Source organism: Brevundimonas sp. 374 (assembly GCF_900102995.1).
Lineage (GTDB): Bacteria > Pseudomonadota > Alphaproteobacteria > Caulobacterales > Caulobacteraceae > Brevundimonas > Brevundimonas vesicularis_C.
In genome coordinates, this window is the sequence record NZ_FNKT01000002.1 from 329125 (window position 1) to 344887 (window position 15763).

Consider the following 15763-nt stretch of genomic DNA (forward strand, 5'->3'; position numbering starts at 1 on the left):
CTTAGCGACGACCGCCGCCCGTCAGGGCGCGCAGCAGAAGCAGGCCGACGCCGGCGACCGACAGGGTCGTGACCAGCGGACGCTTGCGCGCCTCGGCGGCGACGGTGCGGGCCTTGTCGCGGTAGTCGACGGGGACCTTTTCGACCAGGCGATCGACCGAATCCATCGCCTTGCCGAAGGTTTCCAGCGAGCGGCCCTTGGCGTCGTTATAGGCGCCTTCGACCTGCAACTTCTGGTCGCCGACCAGCTTGCCGACGCCTTTTTGGAACTTGCCTTGCGCCTGCGAGGCGGCGCCGTTGATGGTTTCGTCAGTCATGATCTTCGTCCTCGGGGAGCGGCGGACTTCGCCGTTGCACCATCAAAATCCCGGCCAAGCTTTCGGTTCCAGCGACGAAGCCGCGCAGACGCCTCAGGCCGGTTCGGTCGCGCGCCAGTGGTCCATCCGACGCAGGAAGACCGCCGGATCCTTGGGCGTCACCAGGTTGGCGGGATCGTGGAAAATGCGGTCGTGCAGCCGTGTCACGGTGAACCGCAGGGCCGCAGCTTCGCCCAGGCGCGGCAAGGCCGCTCGCTCGGCGGCGTTCAGCGGCCGCACGGACTCATAGCCGCGCTGGAACGCCGCCAGGGCGTCCGGCATGGCCCGCCCCTCGGCGTCGAAGCCCCAGGCCGACAGGGCGATGGCAAGGTCATAGGCGAAGGCGCCGGTGCAGCCGAAATAGAAGTCAATGACCGCCGAAACGGCGCCGTCCTGGAACAGCACATTGTCGGGGAAATAGTCGGCATGGATCGCCCCGCCCGGCAGATCGGCCGTGAAGGGATCGCCCAAGCGCGCCAGCGTCGCCTGGACCTGTCTGATCAGCGCGCGATCCGCGTCGGACGCCCGCCCTTCTCCCTCGACGCACCGATCGGCCAGCCGACGCCACATGGCCGGCCCGACCGGATTGGTGCGTTCCAGATCAAAATCAGCCGCCGTCAGATGAAGCTGCGCCAGCACCGCGCCCGCCGTCGCCTGATCGGCCGATGACGGCGTGCGCAGCCAGGCGCCGGTCTTCCATTCGATCACCGCCGCCGCCCGGCCGTTCAGTCGTCCCAGCCAGGCTCCCGACCGGTCCTCGATCGGCGTCGGGCAAGGAAAGCCGCGCGCCGCCAGATGCGCCGTCAGCCCTAGGCAGAAGGGCAGCGAGGCCTCGTCCGTCCGCCCCTCGAACAGGGTCAGCACAAACCGGCCGCGCTTCGTGTCCAGCCGATAGTTGGTGTTCTCCACCCCCTCGGCGATGGCCGTCAGTTCGACCACCTCGCCGATGTCGTAGCCGGCCAGGAACGCCTCGGCGTCGGCGATGGAAACGGGGGTGAAGACGGCCATGGCCTTAGTTTAGGCCCGCATCGGCGCGCCGTGCACGCACGATCTCGGCCAGGTCCGCCATGATGCTCTCGGTCGTGGCCCAACGCCCGGCGCCTCGGCCCCGGCAGCGCCACACGCGCCCGTCGGCGCCGTAGACCTTCAGCGCATTGCCCTCGCCGCGCAGGGTCGAGAACAGCGGATCGCCATGGTCGGCGTTCAGCGACACCGACGGGCGGATCACCCCGTCCTTCAGATGAGCGGCGCCGATCTGACGCACGCCGCCTGCGGCTGAGGTCGCTTCGGTCAGGTGATCGCGCGGCACCTCGCCGTCGGGCGAACGGCCGAACGCCTCGTGGCACAGCAGCCGCACCTTTGCCGCCGCATCCAGACCTTCCAGATCCGAAGACGGGTCCTCCTCCGCAAAGCCCGCCGCGCGGGCGTCGGCCAGGGCTTCAATGAAGGCCGCCCCGTCGCCCAGCCGCTCCAGCATGAAGTTGACCGTGCCGTTCAGCACCGCCTCGAAGCCGACCACCTCGCCGGCCGCGCGGGCCGCGCGCACCGTCTCGATCATCGGCGATCCGCCCCCGACCGAAGCCGACCAGAAGATGCGCCGGCCATTGGCTTTCGCCAGTTCTTGCAGCCCGCCCGGATCGCGGCTGACCGCCTGTTTGTTGGCGCTGGCGACATCGCAGCCGGCCTCGAGCGCGGCGCGGATCACCGCATGGCCCGCCTCGCCCTCCGACAGGGCCTCCAGCACGATGTCGGGCTTCTTGGCCCACAGGTCCGCCGGGTTTGAGGTGAACAACGAAGCCGGACAGTCCACGTCGCGGGCCTTCTTCGGATTGCGCACCAGCACGCCCACGACCTCATAGCGAGGATCATCGAGCAGCTTGGCCAGCACGCCGCCGCCGACCACGCCGCATCCGGCTACCGCGACCTTCAGCGGCGGCAGGGCGGGGGCGGGGCCGGGCGGCGCCGACCGGTCGCCGATGACCGTGCCGTCGGCGCGGTCCAAGGCCGCCACCTCGATCTCGACCCCGCGGCTTTCGCCCAGGTCGATGGCGTCATGCTGGACCAGCGCGCCGCCCAGCTTGCGCGCCACGTCCCAGGAGGCGCGGCGATAGCGCAGGGCCGGGGCCGTCTTGTCGTTGGGGTCGTGGTCGTAGAGGCCGTCCACATCCTTGACCAGCCGCACCTTCTTCAGCCCCAGCTCAGCGGCCAGGAAAACCGCCGTCAGATCCGATCCGCCCCGTCCCAGCAGGGCCACCTTGCCGTCCGGCCGCACCGCGCCGAACCCGGGCACAACCACCACCTCGTGCCGGTCCAGCGCCTGTTTCAGATGGTCGGGTCGCAGACCGCAGGGGCGCGAATGCTCCGGCTCACCCTCCGCCACGATGCCCAGTTCGCGGACCGACAGGGCGCAGGCGTCCAGGCCGATCCGGTCGCAGGCGATGGCCACCAGGGCCGCCGACTTTTCCTCGCCTAGGGCCACATAGCCCGGCAGCAGGTCGTTGGAATGGGCCAGGCCCAGCGCCCGCGCCTCGCCCAGCAACCGGTCCGTCGCCCCGCCGAAGGCCGAGACCACCGCCACCACCTTTCGGCCCGCCCGCACATGGCCATAGACGGCCGAGGCGACCAGCGGCGCCTCCGCCGGGCTGCGCAGGATGGACGAGCCGAACTTCAGCACCACGACCTCTGGTGCAGGCTGACTGCTGGGGTCGAGGCTTTCGGATTTTTCTACGACGGCGAGTTGGGCGGACATCGGGTTCTCGGGAAAGGTCGGGATGGGGTGGGGTGAAAAGAAAAACCCCGCCTGGCGGACCGGGCGGGGTTCGGGTTCTGCGGTTGCCGGGGTTCGGCGCGCTAAACTCGTCCCGCCCGTTCGGGCATGGTGGTGGTGCCGGTGGTACCGCCGATAATCGTGCCGCCGAGGATCATGCCGAAACGCGTCGCGGCGAGGCCGGCGACGGTCGAAACTTCGGCGATGAGCGAGCGCTGTGGCACAGGGCAAGGTCCGGTTGAAATCTGAGCCTAGGGTGATCGAGCGACCCCCGCCCTGTCAAGTTGGATTGGATGATCTTTTCACGGCACGTCGGTTATCGTGTGTTTTCACCCCCATCGAGTCGGCCCAAGCCGTCAATGAGGTTGAATTTTTCGCTTGACCGGTGCCGCCTCGATCATCAACGTAAAGTCACTCATCAAGACCAGCCGAGGGATTAGGCCCTTTGACGCTGGGGCAACCATCGGGTCTCACAGCTCGAAACGGTGCCAACTCCTGCGGGGTCCTTCGGGGTCGCGAGAGATGAGTGGAGCATCGACGAGACGACGCTCCACGCTCTGTCACCGCATCGAGACTTGCTGAGCGAGAACGATGCGGAACGACGATGACCCTGGCCGAAACCACCCTGCTCGAAGACCCCGACTGTCGCCGCGCGACAGCCCTTACCCCTGTCCGCGAACCGACGCGTGAGCGCGGCGGCGCCCGCGACGTCATCGTTCCCATTCCCGCCGACTTCCGCCTCGCCTCGGGCGAAAAGCTGAACCAGCCCAATATCGTCGGCCGCCTGCATGGCCGGATCGGCGCCCCCGTCGTCGTGGTCGCCGGCGGCATCTCGGCCGGACGCTTCGTCCACCGGACGGAGACCAACGGCCTGGGCTGGTGGTCCGGAGCCGTATCGGTGCGCGGGCCCATCGATCTGAGCCGGCTTCAGGTCCTGGCCGTCGATTTCGCCCCCGGCGCCGAGTTCCTGGACAAGGCCGTCACCATCACCACCCAGGATCAGGCCCGCCTGCTGGCCCTGGTGCTGAACCATCTGAAGATCGAGCGCGTCGCCGCCTTCGTCGGCTGCTCGTACGGCGGCATGGTCGGCCTGGCCTTCGCCGAACTGTTCCCCGACTGGGCCGAGCAGCTGATCATCGTGTCGGCCGCCCACCGCGCCCATCCCCAGGCCACCGCCTGGCGCGGTATCCAGCGCCGCATCCTGCAGTTCGCCGTCGCCGCCGGCCGTCCCGAGGAAGGCGTCGCCCTGGCCCGCGAACTGGCCATGACCACCTATCGCACGGCCGAGGAATTCGACGACCGCTTCGACACCACCGCGCCCGCGGCCGTCGGCGGCGCCTATCCCGTCTGCGACTATCTGACGGCGCGGGGTCAGGCCTACCGCACCCACACCACCCCGGCCCGCTGGCTGTCGATGTCCGATTCTCTGGATCGCCACAGCGTGACGCCGGAAGCCATCACGACCCCCGTCACCCTGATCGGCTTCACCTCCGACCGTCTGGTGCCGATCGACGACATCCGCGAACTGGCCGCGCGGTTGCCGACCCTGTGGCGCTTCGTCGAGGCGCCCTCCCTGTATGGCCACGACGCTTTTCTAAAGGAGGACGCCTTTGTCGGCGACATCCTCCGCGCCGCCTTGAAGGATATCAAAGCATGACCGCCCGTTTTGGCAATCCGCACACCATCGCCGCCCGCACGGGCGTGGATACGGACACGGCCCATGGCGCGGTCATGCCGCCGCTGTATCTGTCGTCCAACTATTCCTTCGCCGGCTTCGATCAGAAGCGGAAGTACGACTACAGCCGGTCGGGCAATCCGACCCGCGACGTGCTGGCCGAGACCCTGACCGAGTTGGAAGGCGGCGCCGGATGCGTGATTACCGCCACCGGCATGGCGGCGGTCGACCTGCCCCTGACCCTGCTGGAGCCGGGCGACCTGCTGATCGCGCCGCACGACTGCTACGGCGGCACCTGTCGCCTGCTGAACGCCCGCGCCCGCAAAGGGCATTTCGAACTGCTGTTGGTCGATCAGGGCGATCCCGTCGCCTTCGAGGCCGCCCTGGCCCTGAAGCCCAAGCTGGTGCTGGTCGAGACCCCGTCCAACCCCCTGCTGCGTCTGGTCGATGTCGCCGGCATCTGTACCCGCGCCCATGCGGCGGGCGCCAAGGTCGTGTGCGACAACACCTTCCTGTCGCCGGCCTTGCAGAACCCGATCAAGCTGGGCGCCGACTTCGTGGTGCACTCGACGACCAAGTTCATCAACGGCCATTCCGACGTGGTCGGCGGCGCCGTCATCTCGGCCGACGCCGAGGATCACCAGACCCTGGCCTGGTGGGCCAACTGCACCGGCGTGACCGGCTCGCCCTTCGACGCCTATCTGACCCTGCGCGGCGTGCGCACCCTGTTCGCGCGCATCGAGCGGCAGCAGGCCACGGCGGGCAAGATCGCCGAAAAGCTGGCCGCCCACCCGGCGGTCAAGGCCGTCCACTATCCGGGCCTGAAGTCGCACCCCAACCACGCCCTGGTCGCGGCCCAGCAGGCCGGACCCGGCGCCATGCTCAGCTTCGAACTGCAGGGCGGTACGGACGCCGTGCGCGATCTGGTCGAGACGCTGGAGATCTTCACCCTGGCGGAATCGCTGGGCGGCGTAGAAAGCCTGATCGCCCACCCCGCCACCATGACCCACGCCGCCATGACGCCGGAACAGCGCGCGACGGCCGGCATCGGCGACGGCCTGGTGCGCCTGTCGGTGGGTCTGGAGCATGTCGAGGATCTGATCGCCGACCTGTTCCCGGCGCTGGACGCCCTCGTGCCCGCAACCGCCGCGGCCGCGTAACTTTTTGCTTGCAGGAGGAGCCGAACCGGGGCAAATGCGCCGCCCCGGCCGCGGTCCCTTCGTCTATCGGTTAGGACGTCAGGTTTTCAACCTGAAAAGAGGGGTTCGACTCCCCTAGGGACTGCCACCGGCGGCGCTTTTTCAGCGCCTTATCCCGACATCGTTGAGCGAACGCTCCGACCCGGGATTAAGATTTTGGTAACCATTTTGTCCGGAAACAGGCAGTAAGTCTTTCGATTCACGGACTTTTTTCGGACGCAGTCAGGAACTATCCACAGGGACTGTGGTTAACCCCTCGTTAGCTCGGCGCAGAAGCGCCTCTCCCTCCTGCACCGAGATCCTCATGTTTATCGCCATCGCCCGCCCGGCGGTGGAGCCCAAAGGCCCCGACGCCGTCGCCGTCCCCGGCTCTCCCGCCATCGCCGAACTGTCGCCCCGCGCCCTGCATGCGCGCCTTCTCCAGAACGCCGCCCTGCGCCGCCTGCGCGGATTGGAGCGCCGCAGAGAGCAGCGTCTCGAAGACGCCGACTACTGGCTGCATGCCGCACCGATCGCCGTCCGGAAAGCCAGCGCCCTGCGCGAAGAGCGCAGCTTCTCGCCGATCCCCTGAGGGTCGCCGCACACCCCTGGATACATTCGCCGGTGATTTGGGGTTGATTTACCGACCCTCGGTATCCGACAAGAGCGGATGGGCGAAGTCGGATCGGCGCTGACATCTGCGAAGGCGATCCTGGTCACGGGCGGCGCGGGCTATATCGGCGCCCATGTGTGCGAGGCCTTGGCGGCCGCCGGCTATCGGCCCGTCACCTATGACAATCTGTCGACCGGCCGGCGCCGGTTCGTGCGCTGGGGGCCGCTGGTCGAGGGCGATGTCTGGGACGCGGACAAGGTGCGCCACACCCTGATCGCCCACGACATCTGTGCCGTCATGCATTTCGCCGGCTCGTCCGTGGTCCCTGAATCGGTGCGCGCGCCGCTGGACTACTACCGCAACAATGTCGGTGGTCTGTTGGGGCTGCTGGGCGGGATGCGGGAAGCGGGTTTAAACCGGCTGGTCTTTTCCAGCACGTGCGCCGTCTATGGCGATCCCGGCGACGATCCGATCACCGAGGCGACGCCGCTGGCGCCCGTCACCCCCTATGGCCGCTCCAAACTAAGCTGCGAGCAGATCCTGTCGGACGCCAGCGCCGCCCACGGGCTGAATGTGATCGCGCTGCGTTATTTCAACGCCAGCGGCGCCTCGACATCAGGCCTGATCGGCGAAGATCGGCCGGTCGAGACCCATCTGATCCCGCGCGCCATGATGGCCCTACGCGGCCAGATCGACGATTTCGCCGTTCATGGGACCGATTATCCGACGCCCGACGGCACGGCGGTGCGCGACTATGTCCACGTTTGCGACCTGGTCCAGGGCCACCTTGCCGCCCTGACCCAGTTGCTCGGCGACCGACGCGGCTTCTTCGCCTGCAATCTGGGCGCCGGTCGCGGCCATTCGGTGCGGCAGGTGCTTGAGGCTATCACGAACCATAGCGGCCTCCGCCCGCGCGACGTGGCCGGAGCACGTCGCGCGGGCGACCCGCCGCATCTTGTGTCGGACATCACTCTGGCGCGTCAGGCGCTGGGCTTTGCGCCACGCCAGTCGGACCTGGCCTCCATCGTCGCCAGCGCCTGGGCCTGGCACAGCCGGCTCAGCGCAGTTCGGGCATCCGGCGGCGCAGCGAGGCTTTCAGCTTTTCGAACTTCTGCCCCGCCGACTTGGGCCTTACCCGCCGACGCAGCTCCAGCCCTCCACCCCACAGCGCATGGACCGGCGCTTCAAGATGCGGATGGCGATCATGCTGATGGACGATGGGGCTGACGCTGGCGTCGGGATTGACGACCTTGCCGCCTTGGAACCTCAGCGTCTCACCGGGCGTCAGGCCCAAGGTCGCCACGCGCCCGTAGTTGGGGCGCACGCGCATCGCCGTCAGACCCTGATGGATCGCCATGTTGAAGGCTGCCTGATCGGCGCCGAACGCCCCGCCGATCTCGGATCGCGGCGTCGCCGCCAGCGACAGGATCAGCCGTGACAGGCGCGAGACGTCGGCGCGCGGCCCAACGATGGTGCCGACGCACAGACAGGCCTTGTCAGCCAGCTGCCGCGCCTGCGCCTCGCCGAACAGGGCGCGCAGATACTTCATGTTGAAGGCGTGATCGGCCAGCGGCGTCTCGGCCTCGACATAGGCCTCAAGCCCCTCGGGCGCAGGATCGAAGGGCGGCGCCTGAAAGATCACATCGCGCACGTCGCAGGCCAGGGCCGCGCCCGGCCGCTCGCCCAGCAAACCAGCGAAGGCCACGAACCGCTGCATCACCGGATGCGGCGCCCATCCGCGCCAGACCGGCGCATCGACGGCGGTCACCCGATGCTGGGCCAGAAAGGCGCGCAAATCCGGTTGGGCGTCGACCACGAGGGCCACAGGGCCCTCGAACTCAGCCCGCAGCGACAGGACGAAGGGCGCGATGTCGGCCGCGTCGTATCCCGTCGCATAACCAACGACGACATCGCCGTCCGGCAAGGGCGTAAACCGGCGACCGACCTCGAACGCCTCGGCCAGCCAGTCCAGATAGTCCGACCGAACCGCCCCCTGTTTCATGGCGTCAGCGATCGCCCATCAGATCGGCGAACCGGTCGAACAGATACAGGCTGTCGGTCGGCCCGGGCGAGGCCTCGGGGTGATGCTGGACGCTGAAGATCGGCTTGTCCTTGACCGCGATGCCACAGTTGGTGCCGTCGAACAGGCTGACGTGGGTCTCGGTCACGGCGTCGGGCAGACTGTCGCGATCGACGGTGAAGCCGTGGTTCATCGACACGATCTCGACCTTGCCGGTGGTCAGATCCTTGACCGGATGGTTGGCGCCGTGGTGGCCCTGATCCATCTTCACCGTCTTGGCGCCGAGCGCTAGGGCCAGCATCTGGTGGCCCAGGCAGATGCCCATCAACGGTTTGCCGCTGGCGACCAGCTTCTGGATTTCAGGCACGGCGTATTCGCCCGTCGCGGCCGGATCGCCCGGACCGTTGGACAGGACCACGCCGTCGGGATTGCGGGCCAGAACCTCTTCCGCCGTCGTCGTGGCCGGGACCACGGTGATGCGCGCGCCGGTTGAGGCCAGAGCGCGCAGGATGTTGCGCTTCACGCCGTAGTCGATGACGACCACGTCCTTGCGGCCTTCGGTCTTGGGGTGACCTTCCGGCCAGTCCCACAGACCCTCGTTCCATTCGAACGCCTGCAGAGTCGAGGCGGGCTTGGCCAGGTCCAGACCGACCAGCCCGGTCCAGCCCTTGGCCTGAGCCACCAGGGCCTCCAGGTCGAAGTTTCCGTCCGGGTCGTGCGCGATGACGGCGTGAGGCGCGCCCTTGTCGCGGATGATCTTGGTCAGGGCGCGGGTGTCGACCCCGGCCAGACCCACGACGCCGCGCCGCTTCATCCAGTCGTCGAAACTGGCGTCCGAGCGATAGTTGGCCGGATCGGTCGGCACGTCGCGGAAGATGGCGCCCCGCGCCGAGGTGTCGGACCCGCCGCCCATCTGCTCGATGTCTTCGACATTGGTCCCCACATTGCCGACGTGCGGGAAGGTGAAGGCCAGGATTTGGCTCATGTAGGACGGGTCGGTCAGGATTTCCTGATAGCCGGTCATGGCGGTATTGAAGACCACCTCGCCCAGGGCCGAGCCGACGGCGCCCACGCCAATGCCCTGCAGGATCGTGCCGTCCGCGAGCGCGAGAACGCCGGTGGCGCCCGGAAGAATCTTCGTCGTCATGGGCGCGCTCCTAAAATCGAATCCGGCCGATACGAAGGCCGAAGGCAAACGGCGGCGTCGTTAAGCCCTGCCGCCTGCCCCGTCAACGTGGCGCGCGTCACCGCCCGTCGGTGATGGACGCCGGACCGATTAGCTGGAACGTCGCCTTGGCCCCGCCCTGGGCGTGCGGCGCCAGCCAGACGTCGAACAGACCGGGCTCGATGCGCCAGGTCTCGTCCGCGCCGATGAAGCCCAGTTGGCGGGCGTTCAGGGTGAAGGTCACCTTGGCGCTTTGCCCCGGTTTCAGCGACACGCGCTTGAAATCCTTCAGCAGCCGGCCCGGCTGGGTCAGGCTGGCGACCCGGTCGTGGATATACAGTTGCACCAACTCCTCGGCCGGATGCGATCCGGTGTTGGTTACGGTCACGGCCAGATCCAGCGTGCCGGCCCAGGCCAGCTTGTCGCTCTCCATCTCGACCGGCCCATAGCTGACCGCGCCATAGGTCAGGCCGTAGCCGAAGGGATACAGCGCCGTATTTGTCGTCTCGCGATAGCGGGCCTTGTATTCCTCGCTCGCCAGATCGGGATTGGCCGGGCGGCCGGTGGTCTTGCGGTCGTAGGAATAGGGCTGCTGGCCCGACTTGTGCGGGAAGCTGACCGGCAGGCGCGCCGACGGGCCGTGATCGCCGAACAGGACGTCGGCGACGGCATGGCCCATCTGTTCGCCCAGAAACCAGGTCACGACGATGGCCTGAGCGTTCTTCACATTGCCTTCCAACGCAAGCGCCCGGCCGTTCCTCAGCAGGATGACCATGGGCTTGCCCAGCGCCGCCATGGCGTCGACCAGGGCGACCTGCGGCGCGGGCACCACGATCTCGGTGCGCGACTGGGCCTCGCCCGACATGTTGGTCGCCTCGCCGATGGCCAGGACGATGACCTCGGCGTCGCGGGCGGCGGCGATGGCCTGCTCGATCCCGCCGTCCAGCGGCGTCTCGACGCCCGAGCCGCGTGCGAGGGTCAGGTTCTGCGGATCGCTCATGGCCGCGCGGAAGCCCGTCTCCAGCGAAACGCGTCGCTCGGGCGCGCCCCAGATGGTCCACGGCCCCCAGACATTGTCCACGTCGTCGGCGAACGGGCCGACCAGGGCGATCTTCTGGTTCTTCTTCAGCGGCAGCAGGCCGTTGTCGTTCTTCAGCAGCACGACCGACTTGCGGCCCGCCTCGCGCGACAGCTCGACGTGCTCGCGCGACCCGACCACCGCCTTTTCACGCACCGGGTCCGTGCCGCGATAGGGATCGTCGAACAGGCCCAGCGCCGCCTTGGTGTTCAGGACGCGGCGCACCGCCTCGTCCAGCCGCGCCATCGACACTTCGCCCGAGGCGACCAGGCTGGGCAGATGTTCCAGATACAGACCCGACACCATCGACACATCGACCCCGGCGTTGAAGGCCAGGCGGGCGGCGTCGCGGCCGTCCTCGGCGAAGCCGTGGGCCACCAGTTCCTGCTCGGAGGTGTAGTCGGAGACGACGAAGCCCTCGAAGCCCCATTCGCCGCGCAAAATGTCGGTCAGCAGCTTGCGGCTGCCCGACGCCGGCACGCCGTTGACGTCGTTGAAGGCGCTCATGATCGACAGGGCGCCGGCGTCCACCGACGCCTTGAACGGGGGCAGGAAGACCCCACGCAACGTCTGCTCGCTCATGTCGGTGGTGTTGTATTCGACCCCGCCGACGGCGGCGGAATAGGCGGCCATGTGTTTGGCGGTGGCTAAGACCGCGTCACGGTCGTCCAGACCCTTTTCGCCCTGGAAGCCGCGCACGCGCGCGGCGGCCAGCAGGTTGTTCAGCAGAACGTCCTCGCCCGCGCCCTCGACGTTGCGGCCCCAGCGCTGGTCGCGGGCCACGTCCACCATGGGGGCGTAGGTCTGGTGAACGGCCGACGCCGCCGTCTCGACCGCCGCGGCCCGCGCCGTGCGCCGCGCCAGTTCGGTATCGAAGGCCGCCGCCTCGGCCAGGGGCACGGGGAAGATGGTCGACAGGCCGTGGATCACGTCCGCCGCGAACAGCAGCGGGATCTTCAGCCGGCTCTCTTCCATCGCCACGCGCTGGATGCGACGGCCCGCCTCGGCGCCGATGCCGTTAAACAGGCTGCCGACCTTGCCTTCGCGGATCAGGGCCGTGACGCGCGCGGGATCGCCCGTGCCGTCCAGCGGGTTCACCGCCGTCGGCATCCAGCGGAACGGATCGGCCAGCAGGTTCAGCTGGCCCGCCTTCTCCTCGACCGTCATGGCCGCGATCAGATCCTCGATCTTCTGGCGGTGACGGGCGACGGTGCGAGACGCTTGGGCGGAAACAGGCATGGGGAACACTCCGGCGCCCATCAGGGCCAAAAGCCCCAGGCCAGACAAGAAATTTCTACGGGAAGCCGCAGGCTTGAGAGGTCGCGTCATTTAGGCTGGCGCTCCTTTCGGGGGACAATCGAGCAGCGAAGCGAGAGGCCTAGCCTCTCGGCCCCGACGGCTTCAACCCCCGCCTGCCATGTAAATCGATGTAACGCCCCGCTGCGCGGTCACGCCGCGTTTCGCCCGCATCATCCCAGGGCGATATCCAGGAACATCATTCCGACCAGGCCGATCATCAGGCCGATCATAGACCCCTCGCCCTTGGACTTCTCGCGGGTCTCGGGAATGATCTCGGCGGTGACGACATAGATCATGGCTCCCGCCGCCAGGCCCAGGCCCCACGGCAGGGCGCCGGGCAAGAGATCGACCACGCTGGCGCCGATCAGCCCGCCGACCGGCTCGACCAGGCCCGAGGCCAGCGCCGCCGCAAAGGCCGGCCAGCGGCCGTATCCCAGGGTCGCCATCGCCGCCGACACCGCCAGCCCCTCGGGCATGTTCTGGATGCCGATGCCGAGCGCCGTGGACAGCCCTTGATGCATGTCGCCGCCGCCGAAGCTGACGCCCACGGCCGCGCCCTCAGGGAAGTTGTGCAGGGTGATGGCGATGATGAACAGCCAGATGCGCCGCGACAGGTCGCGTGATCCCGCCGGCCCGATGGCCAGCATGTCCACCGGCGCGAACCGGTTCATCAGGCCGATCACCGTCGCCCCGATCAGCACCGCCGCCCCCATGACGCCGGCCGCCGCCGCCTGGCTGGCCCCACCCGCCTGCAACACGTCCACGCCGGGGATGATCAGCGAGAAGAAGGAGGCCGCCAGCATGACCCCGGCGGCGAATCCCAGCAGGGCGCTCTGGGTCTGCACCCCCGCCATGCGGAAGAACAGCAGAGGCACGGCGCCCACCGCCGTCATCATGCCCGCCGCCAGACTGCCCAGACCGCCTGCGGCGATGGGGGAAAGGGATTCCATCATTCGTCTGCATTGCGGCGAGACACGGCAAGAGACAAGCCCGAACCGTGGCGCCAGACCTTGATCGGCTGATGAGGAATCGCTTCGCGATTCCGCTGAAGCCGTGAATCAAGGTCCAGCTTGAATCTGGAGCCTGATTCACCGCGTCGTCGAAGCGCGAAGCGCTTCAACTCAGGCGGATCAGGCTCTAGAGAAAGCTTCATGTCCCAGCGCGCCGCCCTCCCCGTCGGCCCGAACGCTGCGTCGGCGCTGGGCGCCGCCCGGCGGGTCGTGGTCAAGATCGGATCCTCCCTGCTGATCGACGCGGCCACGCGCCAGCCGACGCGCGACTGGCTGGCGGCCGTCGCCTCGGATCTCGCGGCGCTGAAGGCCGAGGGGCGCGAGGTCATCGTCGTCTCGTCCGGCTCGATCGCCCTGGGCCGGGGACGGTTGCCCGCGCTGGGCGCACGGCTGGAGGACAAGCAGGCGGCGGCCTCGGTCGGACAGTCGCTGCTGATGGCGGCCTGGTCCGGGGCTTTGGACCCGCACGGCCTGATCGCGGGCCAGGTTCTGCTGACACGCGACGACACCGAACGCCGTCGGCGGTGGCTGAACGCCCGCGCGACCGTCGAGGCCCTGTTGACCCACGGCGTGATCCCCATCGTCAATGAGAACGACACGGTGGCGACCGAGGAAATTCGTTACGGCGACAACGACCGGCTGGCGGCGCGCACGGCCCAGCTGGCGCGCGCAGACCTGCTGGTCCTGCTGTCGGACGTGGACGGCCTCTATACCGCAGACCCGCGCCGTGATTCGAAAGCCGCCCATCTACCTCTGATCGAGACGCTGAGCCCAGACATCCTGGCCATGGGCGGGGGCGCCAACGCCGATGCGGGCGTCGGAACCGGCGGCATGGCGACCAAGCTGGCGGCGGCCCAGATCGCGCGCTCGGCGGGTTGCGCCACGATCATCGCCTCAGGCCAGACCCTGTCGCCCCTCGCCGCCATCCGCGACGGCGCGCGCGCCACCCTGATCGCCGCCCCCGACGGGCCGATGGCCGCCTATAAGCAGTGGATCGCCGGCAGCCTGTCTCCCGCTGGAACCCTGACGCTGGACGCCGGGGCGGTCACGGCGCTCAAGGCGGGCAAGAGCCTGCTGCCGGCCGGAGTCACGGGGGTCACGGGCGGCTTCGAGAAGGGCGACTGCGTGCGGCTGATCGATCCGAACGGTCGCGCCGTCGGGGTGGGGCTGGCCGCCTACGCCGCCGACGAGGCTGCGCGCCTTCGCGGCCGCCGCTCGGACGAGATCGAGACCCTGCTGGGCTATCGCGGGGCCTCGGTCCTGATCCACCGCGACGACATGGTGCTGGACGACCGATGACCGACCTCTCGACCCGAATGCTCGATCTGGGCCAGCGCGCCCGCACCGCCGCCGTGCTCTTGCGCGAAGCCCCCGCCGCCGCCCGCACCCGCGCGCTGGAAATCCTGTCCGCAAAGCTGACGACGGCCGAACCCGCCCTGATCGCCGCCAACGCCCGCGACGTTGAGGCCGCCCGCGCGAACGGCATGACCGAGGCCCTGATCGACCGCCTGTCGCTGAGCCCCGCGCGCATCGCCGGCATGGCCGAGGCGGTGGCGACCATCGCCGCCGTGCCCGATCCGCTGGGCGTCGAGACCGAACGCTGGACCCCCGCCAACGGCCTCGACATCGCCCGCGTCCGCACCCCGATCGGCGTGCTGGGCGTCATCTACGAGAGCCGCCCCAACGTCACCGCCGACGCCGCCGCCCTGTGCATCCGCTCGGGCAATGCCGCCATCCTGCGCTGCGGCTCGGACTGCCTTCAGTCGTCCCTGGCCATCGCCGCCCTGATCGCGGAAGCCCTGGCTGAGGCCGGCCTGCCCGCCGATGCGGTGCAGCTGGTCGACACCCCCGACCGTGAGGCCGTCGGCCTGATGCTGACCGGGCTGAGCGGCGCCATCGACGTCATCGTGCCGCGCGGCGGCAAAAGCTTGGTCGCCCGCGTCCAGGCCGAGGCGCGAACGGCCGTGCTCAGCCACCTGGAAGGCCTGAACCACACCTATCTGCATGAGGCCGCCGATCTTGAGACCGCCCGCGCCATCGTCCTGAACGCCAAGATGCGCCGCGTCTCGGTCTGCGGCGCCACCGAGACCCTGCTGGTGGACCGGGCGGCGGCCCAGCGCCTGCTCCCCCCCGTCGCCGCCGACCTGATCGCCGCCGGCTGCGAACTGCGCGGCGACGCCGACGCCCGCGCCTTAGTCCCCGCCATGACGCCCGCGACCGAGGCCGACTGGACCACCGAATATCTGGCCCCGATCCTCGCCGTCCGCGTCGTGGACGATCTGGATGCCGCCAGCGATCACATCGCCCGCTACGGCTCGGGCCACACCGAGGCCATCGTCACCACCGACGCCGAGGCCGCCGAGCGGTTCGCGGCCAAGGTCGACAGCGCCATCGTCCTGATCAACGCCTCGACCCAGTTCGCCGACGGCGGCGAGTTCGGCTTCGGCGGCGAGATCGGCATCTCCACCAACCGCCTCCACGCCCGCGGCCCGGTTGGGGCGGAGCAGCTGACCACCTACAAATATGTGGTGCGCGGCCAGGGACAGATCAGGCCGTAGGTCGCGCACGCTCTCCCTCCCCGTTCGGGGAGGGTGGCTGAGCCG

At 68.8% G+C, this 15763-nt stretch carries 12 protein-coding genes, 1 tRNA gene, 1 pseudogene and 1 riboswitch; of the genes and pseudogenes, 7 read left to right on the forward strand and 7 right to left on the reverse strand.

Annotated features, from left to right (window positions below; all coding sequences use genetic code 11):
- Position 1: 1 nt before the first annotated feature.
- The 3 genes from BLR19_RS09060 to BLR19_RS15055 all read right to left on the reverse strand — a co-directional run bounded on the left by BLR19_RS09060 (position 2) and on the right by BLR19_RS15055 (position 3104).
- On the reverse strand, positions 2-316 hold the full coding sequence (locus BLR19_RS09060; protein WP_055806344.1) for a CsbD family protein: 315 nt from the start codon (positions 314-316) through the stop codon (positions 2-4).
- 93 nt (positions 317-409) lie between these two features.
- Complete coding sequence (gene thrB, locus BLR19_RS09065; protein ID WP_091749897.1) at positions 410-1363, reverse strand: homoserine kinase; 954 nt, start codon at positions 1361-1363, stop codon at positions 410-412.
- A gap of 4 nt (positions 1364-1367) precedes the next feature.
- Positions 1368-3104: an amino acid kinase family protein gene (locus BLR19_RS15055; protein ID WP_091749900.1), complete on the reverse strand. Its 1737-nt coding sequence runs from the start codon at positions 3102-3104 to the stop codon at positions 1368-1370.
- Positions 3105-3534: 430 nt separating this feature from the next.
- A riboswitch (SAM riboswitch) is annotated at positions 3535-3651 on the forward strand.
- A gap of 75 nt (positions 3652-3726) precedes the next feature.
- Between BLR19_RS15055 and BLR19_RS09075 the strand changes: the two genes are divergently transcribed.
- The 5 genes and pseudogenes from BLR19_RS09075 to galE all read left to right on the forward strand — a co-directional run.
- The gene (locus BLR19_RS09075; RefSeq protein WP_091749903.1) at positions 3727-4779 is read left to right on the forward strand and encodes a homoserine O-succinyltransferase MetX; all 1053 of its coding nucleotides are present in this window, start codon (positions 3727-3729) and stop codon (positions 4777-4779) included.
- Entirely contained in the window at positions 4776-5957 is a 1182-nt protein-coding gene (gene metB, locus BLR19_RS09080) for a cystathionine gamma-synthase (RefSeq protein ID WP_091749906.1), read from the forward strand. The genes BLR19_RS09075 and metB overlap by 4 nt, the downstream gene beginning before the upstream one ends.
- Before the next feature lie 52 nt (positions 5958-6009).
- Positions 6010-6084 (forward strand) — tRNA-Glu (locus tag BLR19_RS09085).
- A gap of 216 nt (positions 6085-6300) precedes the next feature.
- Positions 6301-6567: a hypothetical protein gene (locus tag BLR19_RS09090; protein ID WP_039244738.1), complete on the forward strand. Its 267-nt coding sequence runs from the start codon at positions 6301-6303 to the stop codon at positions 6565-6567.
- A gap of 78 nt (positions 6568-6645) precedes the next feature.
- Positions 6646-7635: pseudogene (galE, locus tag BLR19_RS09095) on the forward strand (UDP-glucose 4-epimerase GalE); the annotation flags it as partial.
- A gap of 10 nt (positions 7636-7645) precedes the next feature.
- On the opposite strand, the gene BLR19_RS15005 reads toward galE, so the two are convergent.
- The 4 genes from BLR19_RS15005 to BLR19_RS09110 all read right to left on the reverse strand — a co-directional run bounded on the left by BLR19_RS15005 (position 7646) and on the right by BLR19_RS09110 (position 13100).
- On the reverse strand, positions 7646-8590 hold the full coding sequence (locus tag BLR19_RS15005; RefSeq protein WP_255366565.1) for a hypothetical protein: 945 nt from the start codon (positions 8588-8590) through the stop codon (positions 7646-7648).
- A gap of 4 nt (positions 8591-8594) precedes the next feature.
- Positions 8595-9755 carry a glutamine-hydrolyzing carbamoyl-phosphate synthase small subunit gene (gene carA / locus BLR19_RS09100; protein WP_066626847.1) on the reverse strand — a complete coding sequence of 387 codons (1161 nt, stop codon included), beginning with the start codon at positions 9753-9755 and terminating at the stop codon, positions 8595-8597.
- Between the two features lie 97 nt (positions 9756-9852).
- Entirely contained in the window at positions 9853-12090 is a 2238-nt protein-coding gene (locus tag BLR19_RS09105) for a glycoside hydrolase family 3 N-terminal domain-containing protein (RefSeq protein ID WP_091750446.1), read from the reverse strand.
- A gap of 230 nt (positions 12091-12320) precedes the next feature.
- Entirely contained in the window at positions 12321-13100 is a 780-nt protein-coding gene (locus tag BLR19_RS09110; protein ID WP_176758316.1) for a ZIP family metal transporter, read from the reverse strand.
- 201 nt (positions 13101-13301) lie between these two features.
- Between BLR19_RS09110 and proB the strand changes: the two genes are divergently transcribed.
- Both proB and BLR19_RS09120 read left to right on the forward strand, forming a co-directional pair.
- On the forward strand, positions 13302-14459 hold the full coding sequence (proB, locus tag BLR19_RS09115; protein ID WP_091749916.1) for a glutamate 5-kinase: 1158 nt from the start codon (positions 13302-13304) through the stop codon (positions 14457-14459).
- Complete coding sequence (locus BLR19_RS09120; protein ID WP_091749919.1) at positions 14456-15718, forward strand: glutamate-5-semialdehyde dehydrogenase; 1263 nt, start codon at positions 14456-14458, stop codon at positions 15716-15718. Before proB ends, BLR19_RS09120 begins: the two co-directional genes overlap by 4 nt.
- The last annotated feature ends 45 nt before the right edge of the window (positions 15719-15763 follow it).

What these genes read in the sequence shown, in the direction of transcription:
- BLR19_RS09090 (WP_039244738.1), top strand. Translation starts at nt 6,301, where the DNA reads ATGTTTATCGCCATCGCCCGCCCGGCGGTGGAGCCCAAAGGCCCCGAC.
- carA (WP_066626847.1), bottom strand. Translation starts at nt 9,755, where the DNA reads ATGACGACGAAGATTCTTCCGGGCGCCACCGGCGTTCTCGCGCTCGCG.
- BLR19_RS09060 (WP_055806344.1), bottom strand. Translation starts at nt 316, where the DNA reads ATGACTGACGAAACCATCAACGGCGCCGCCTCGCAGGCGCAAGGCAAG.
- proB (WP_091749916.1), top strand. Translation starts at nt 13,302, where the DNA reads ATGTCCCAGCGCGCCGCCCTCCCCGTCGGCCCGAACGCTGCGTCGGCG.
- BLR19_RS15005 (WP_255366565.1), bottom strand. Translation starts at nt 8,590, where the DNA reads ATGAAACAGGGGGCGGTTCGGTCGGACTATCTGGACTGGCTGGCCGAG.
- BLR19_RS15055 (WP_091749900.1), bottom strand. Translation starts at nt 3,104, where the DNA reads ATGTCCGCCCAACTCGCCGTCGTAGAAAAATCCGAAAGCCTCGACCCC.
- BLR19_RS09120 (WP_091749919.1), top strand. Translation starts at nt 14,456, where the DNA reads ATGACCGACCTCTCGACCCGAATGCTCGATCTGGGCCAGCGCGCCCGC.
- BLR19_RS09110 (WP_176758316.1), bottom strand. Translation starts at nt 13,100, where the DNA reads ATGGAATCCCTTTCCCCCATCGCCGCAGGCGGTCTGGGCAGTCTGGCG.
- BLR19_RS09105 (WP_091750446.1), bottom strand. Translation starts at nt 12,090, where the DNA reads ATGCCTGTTTCCGCCCAAGCGTCTCGCACCGTCGCCCGTCACCGCCAG.
- metB (WP_091749906.1), top strand. Translation starts at nt 4,776, where the DNA reads ATGACCGCCCGTTTTGGCAATCCGCACACCATCGCCGCCCGCACGGGC.
- BLR19_RS09075 (WP_091749903.1), top strand. Translation starts at nt 3,727, where the DNA reads ATGACCCTGGCCGAAACCACCCTGCTCGAAGACCCCGACTGTCGCCGC.
- thrB (WP_091749897.1), bottom strand. Translation starts at nt 1,363, where the DNA reads ATGGCCGTCTTCACCCCCGTTTCCATCGCCGACGCCGAGGCGTTCCTG.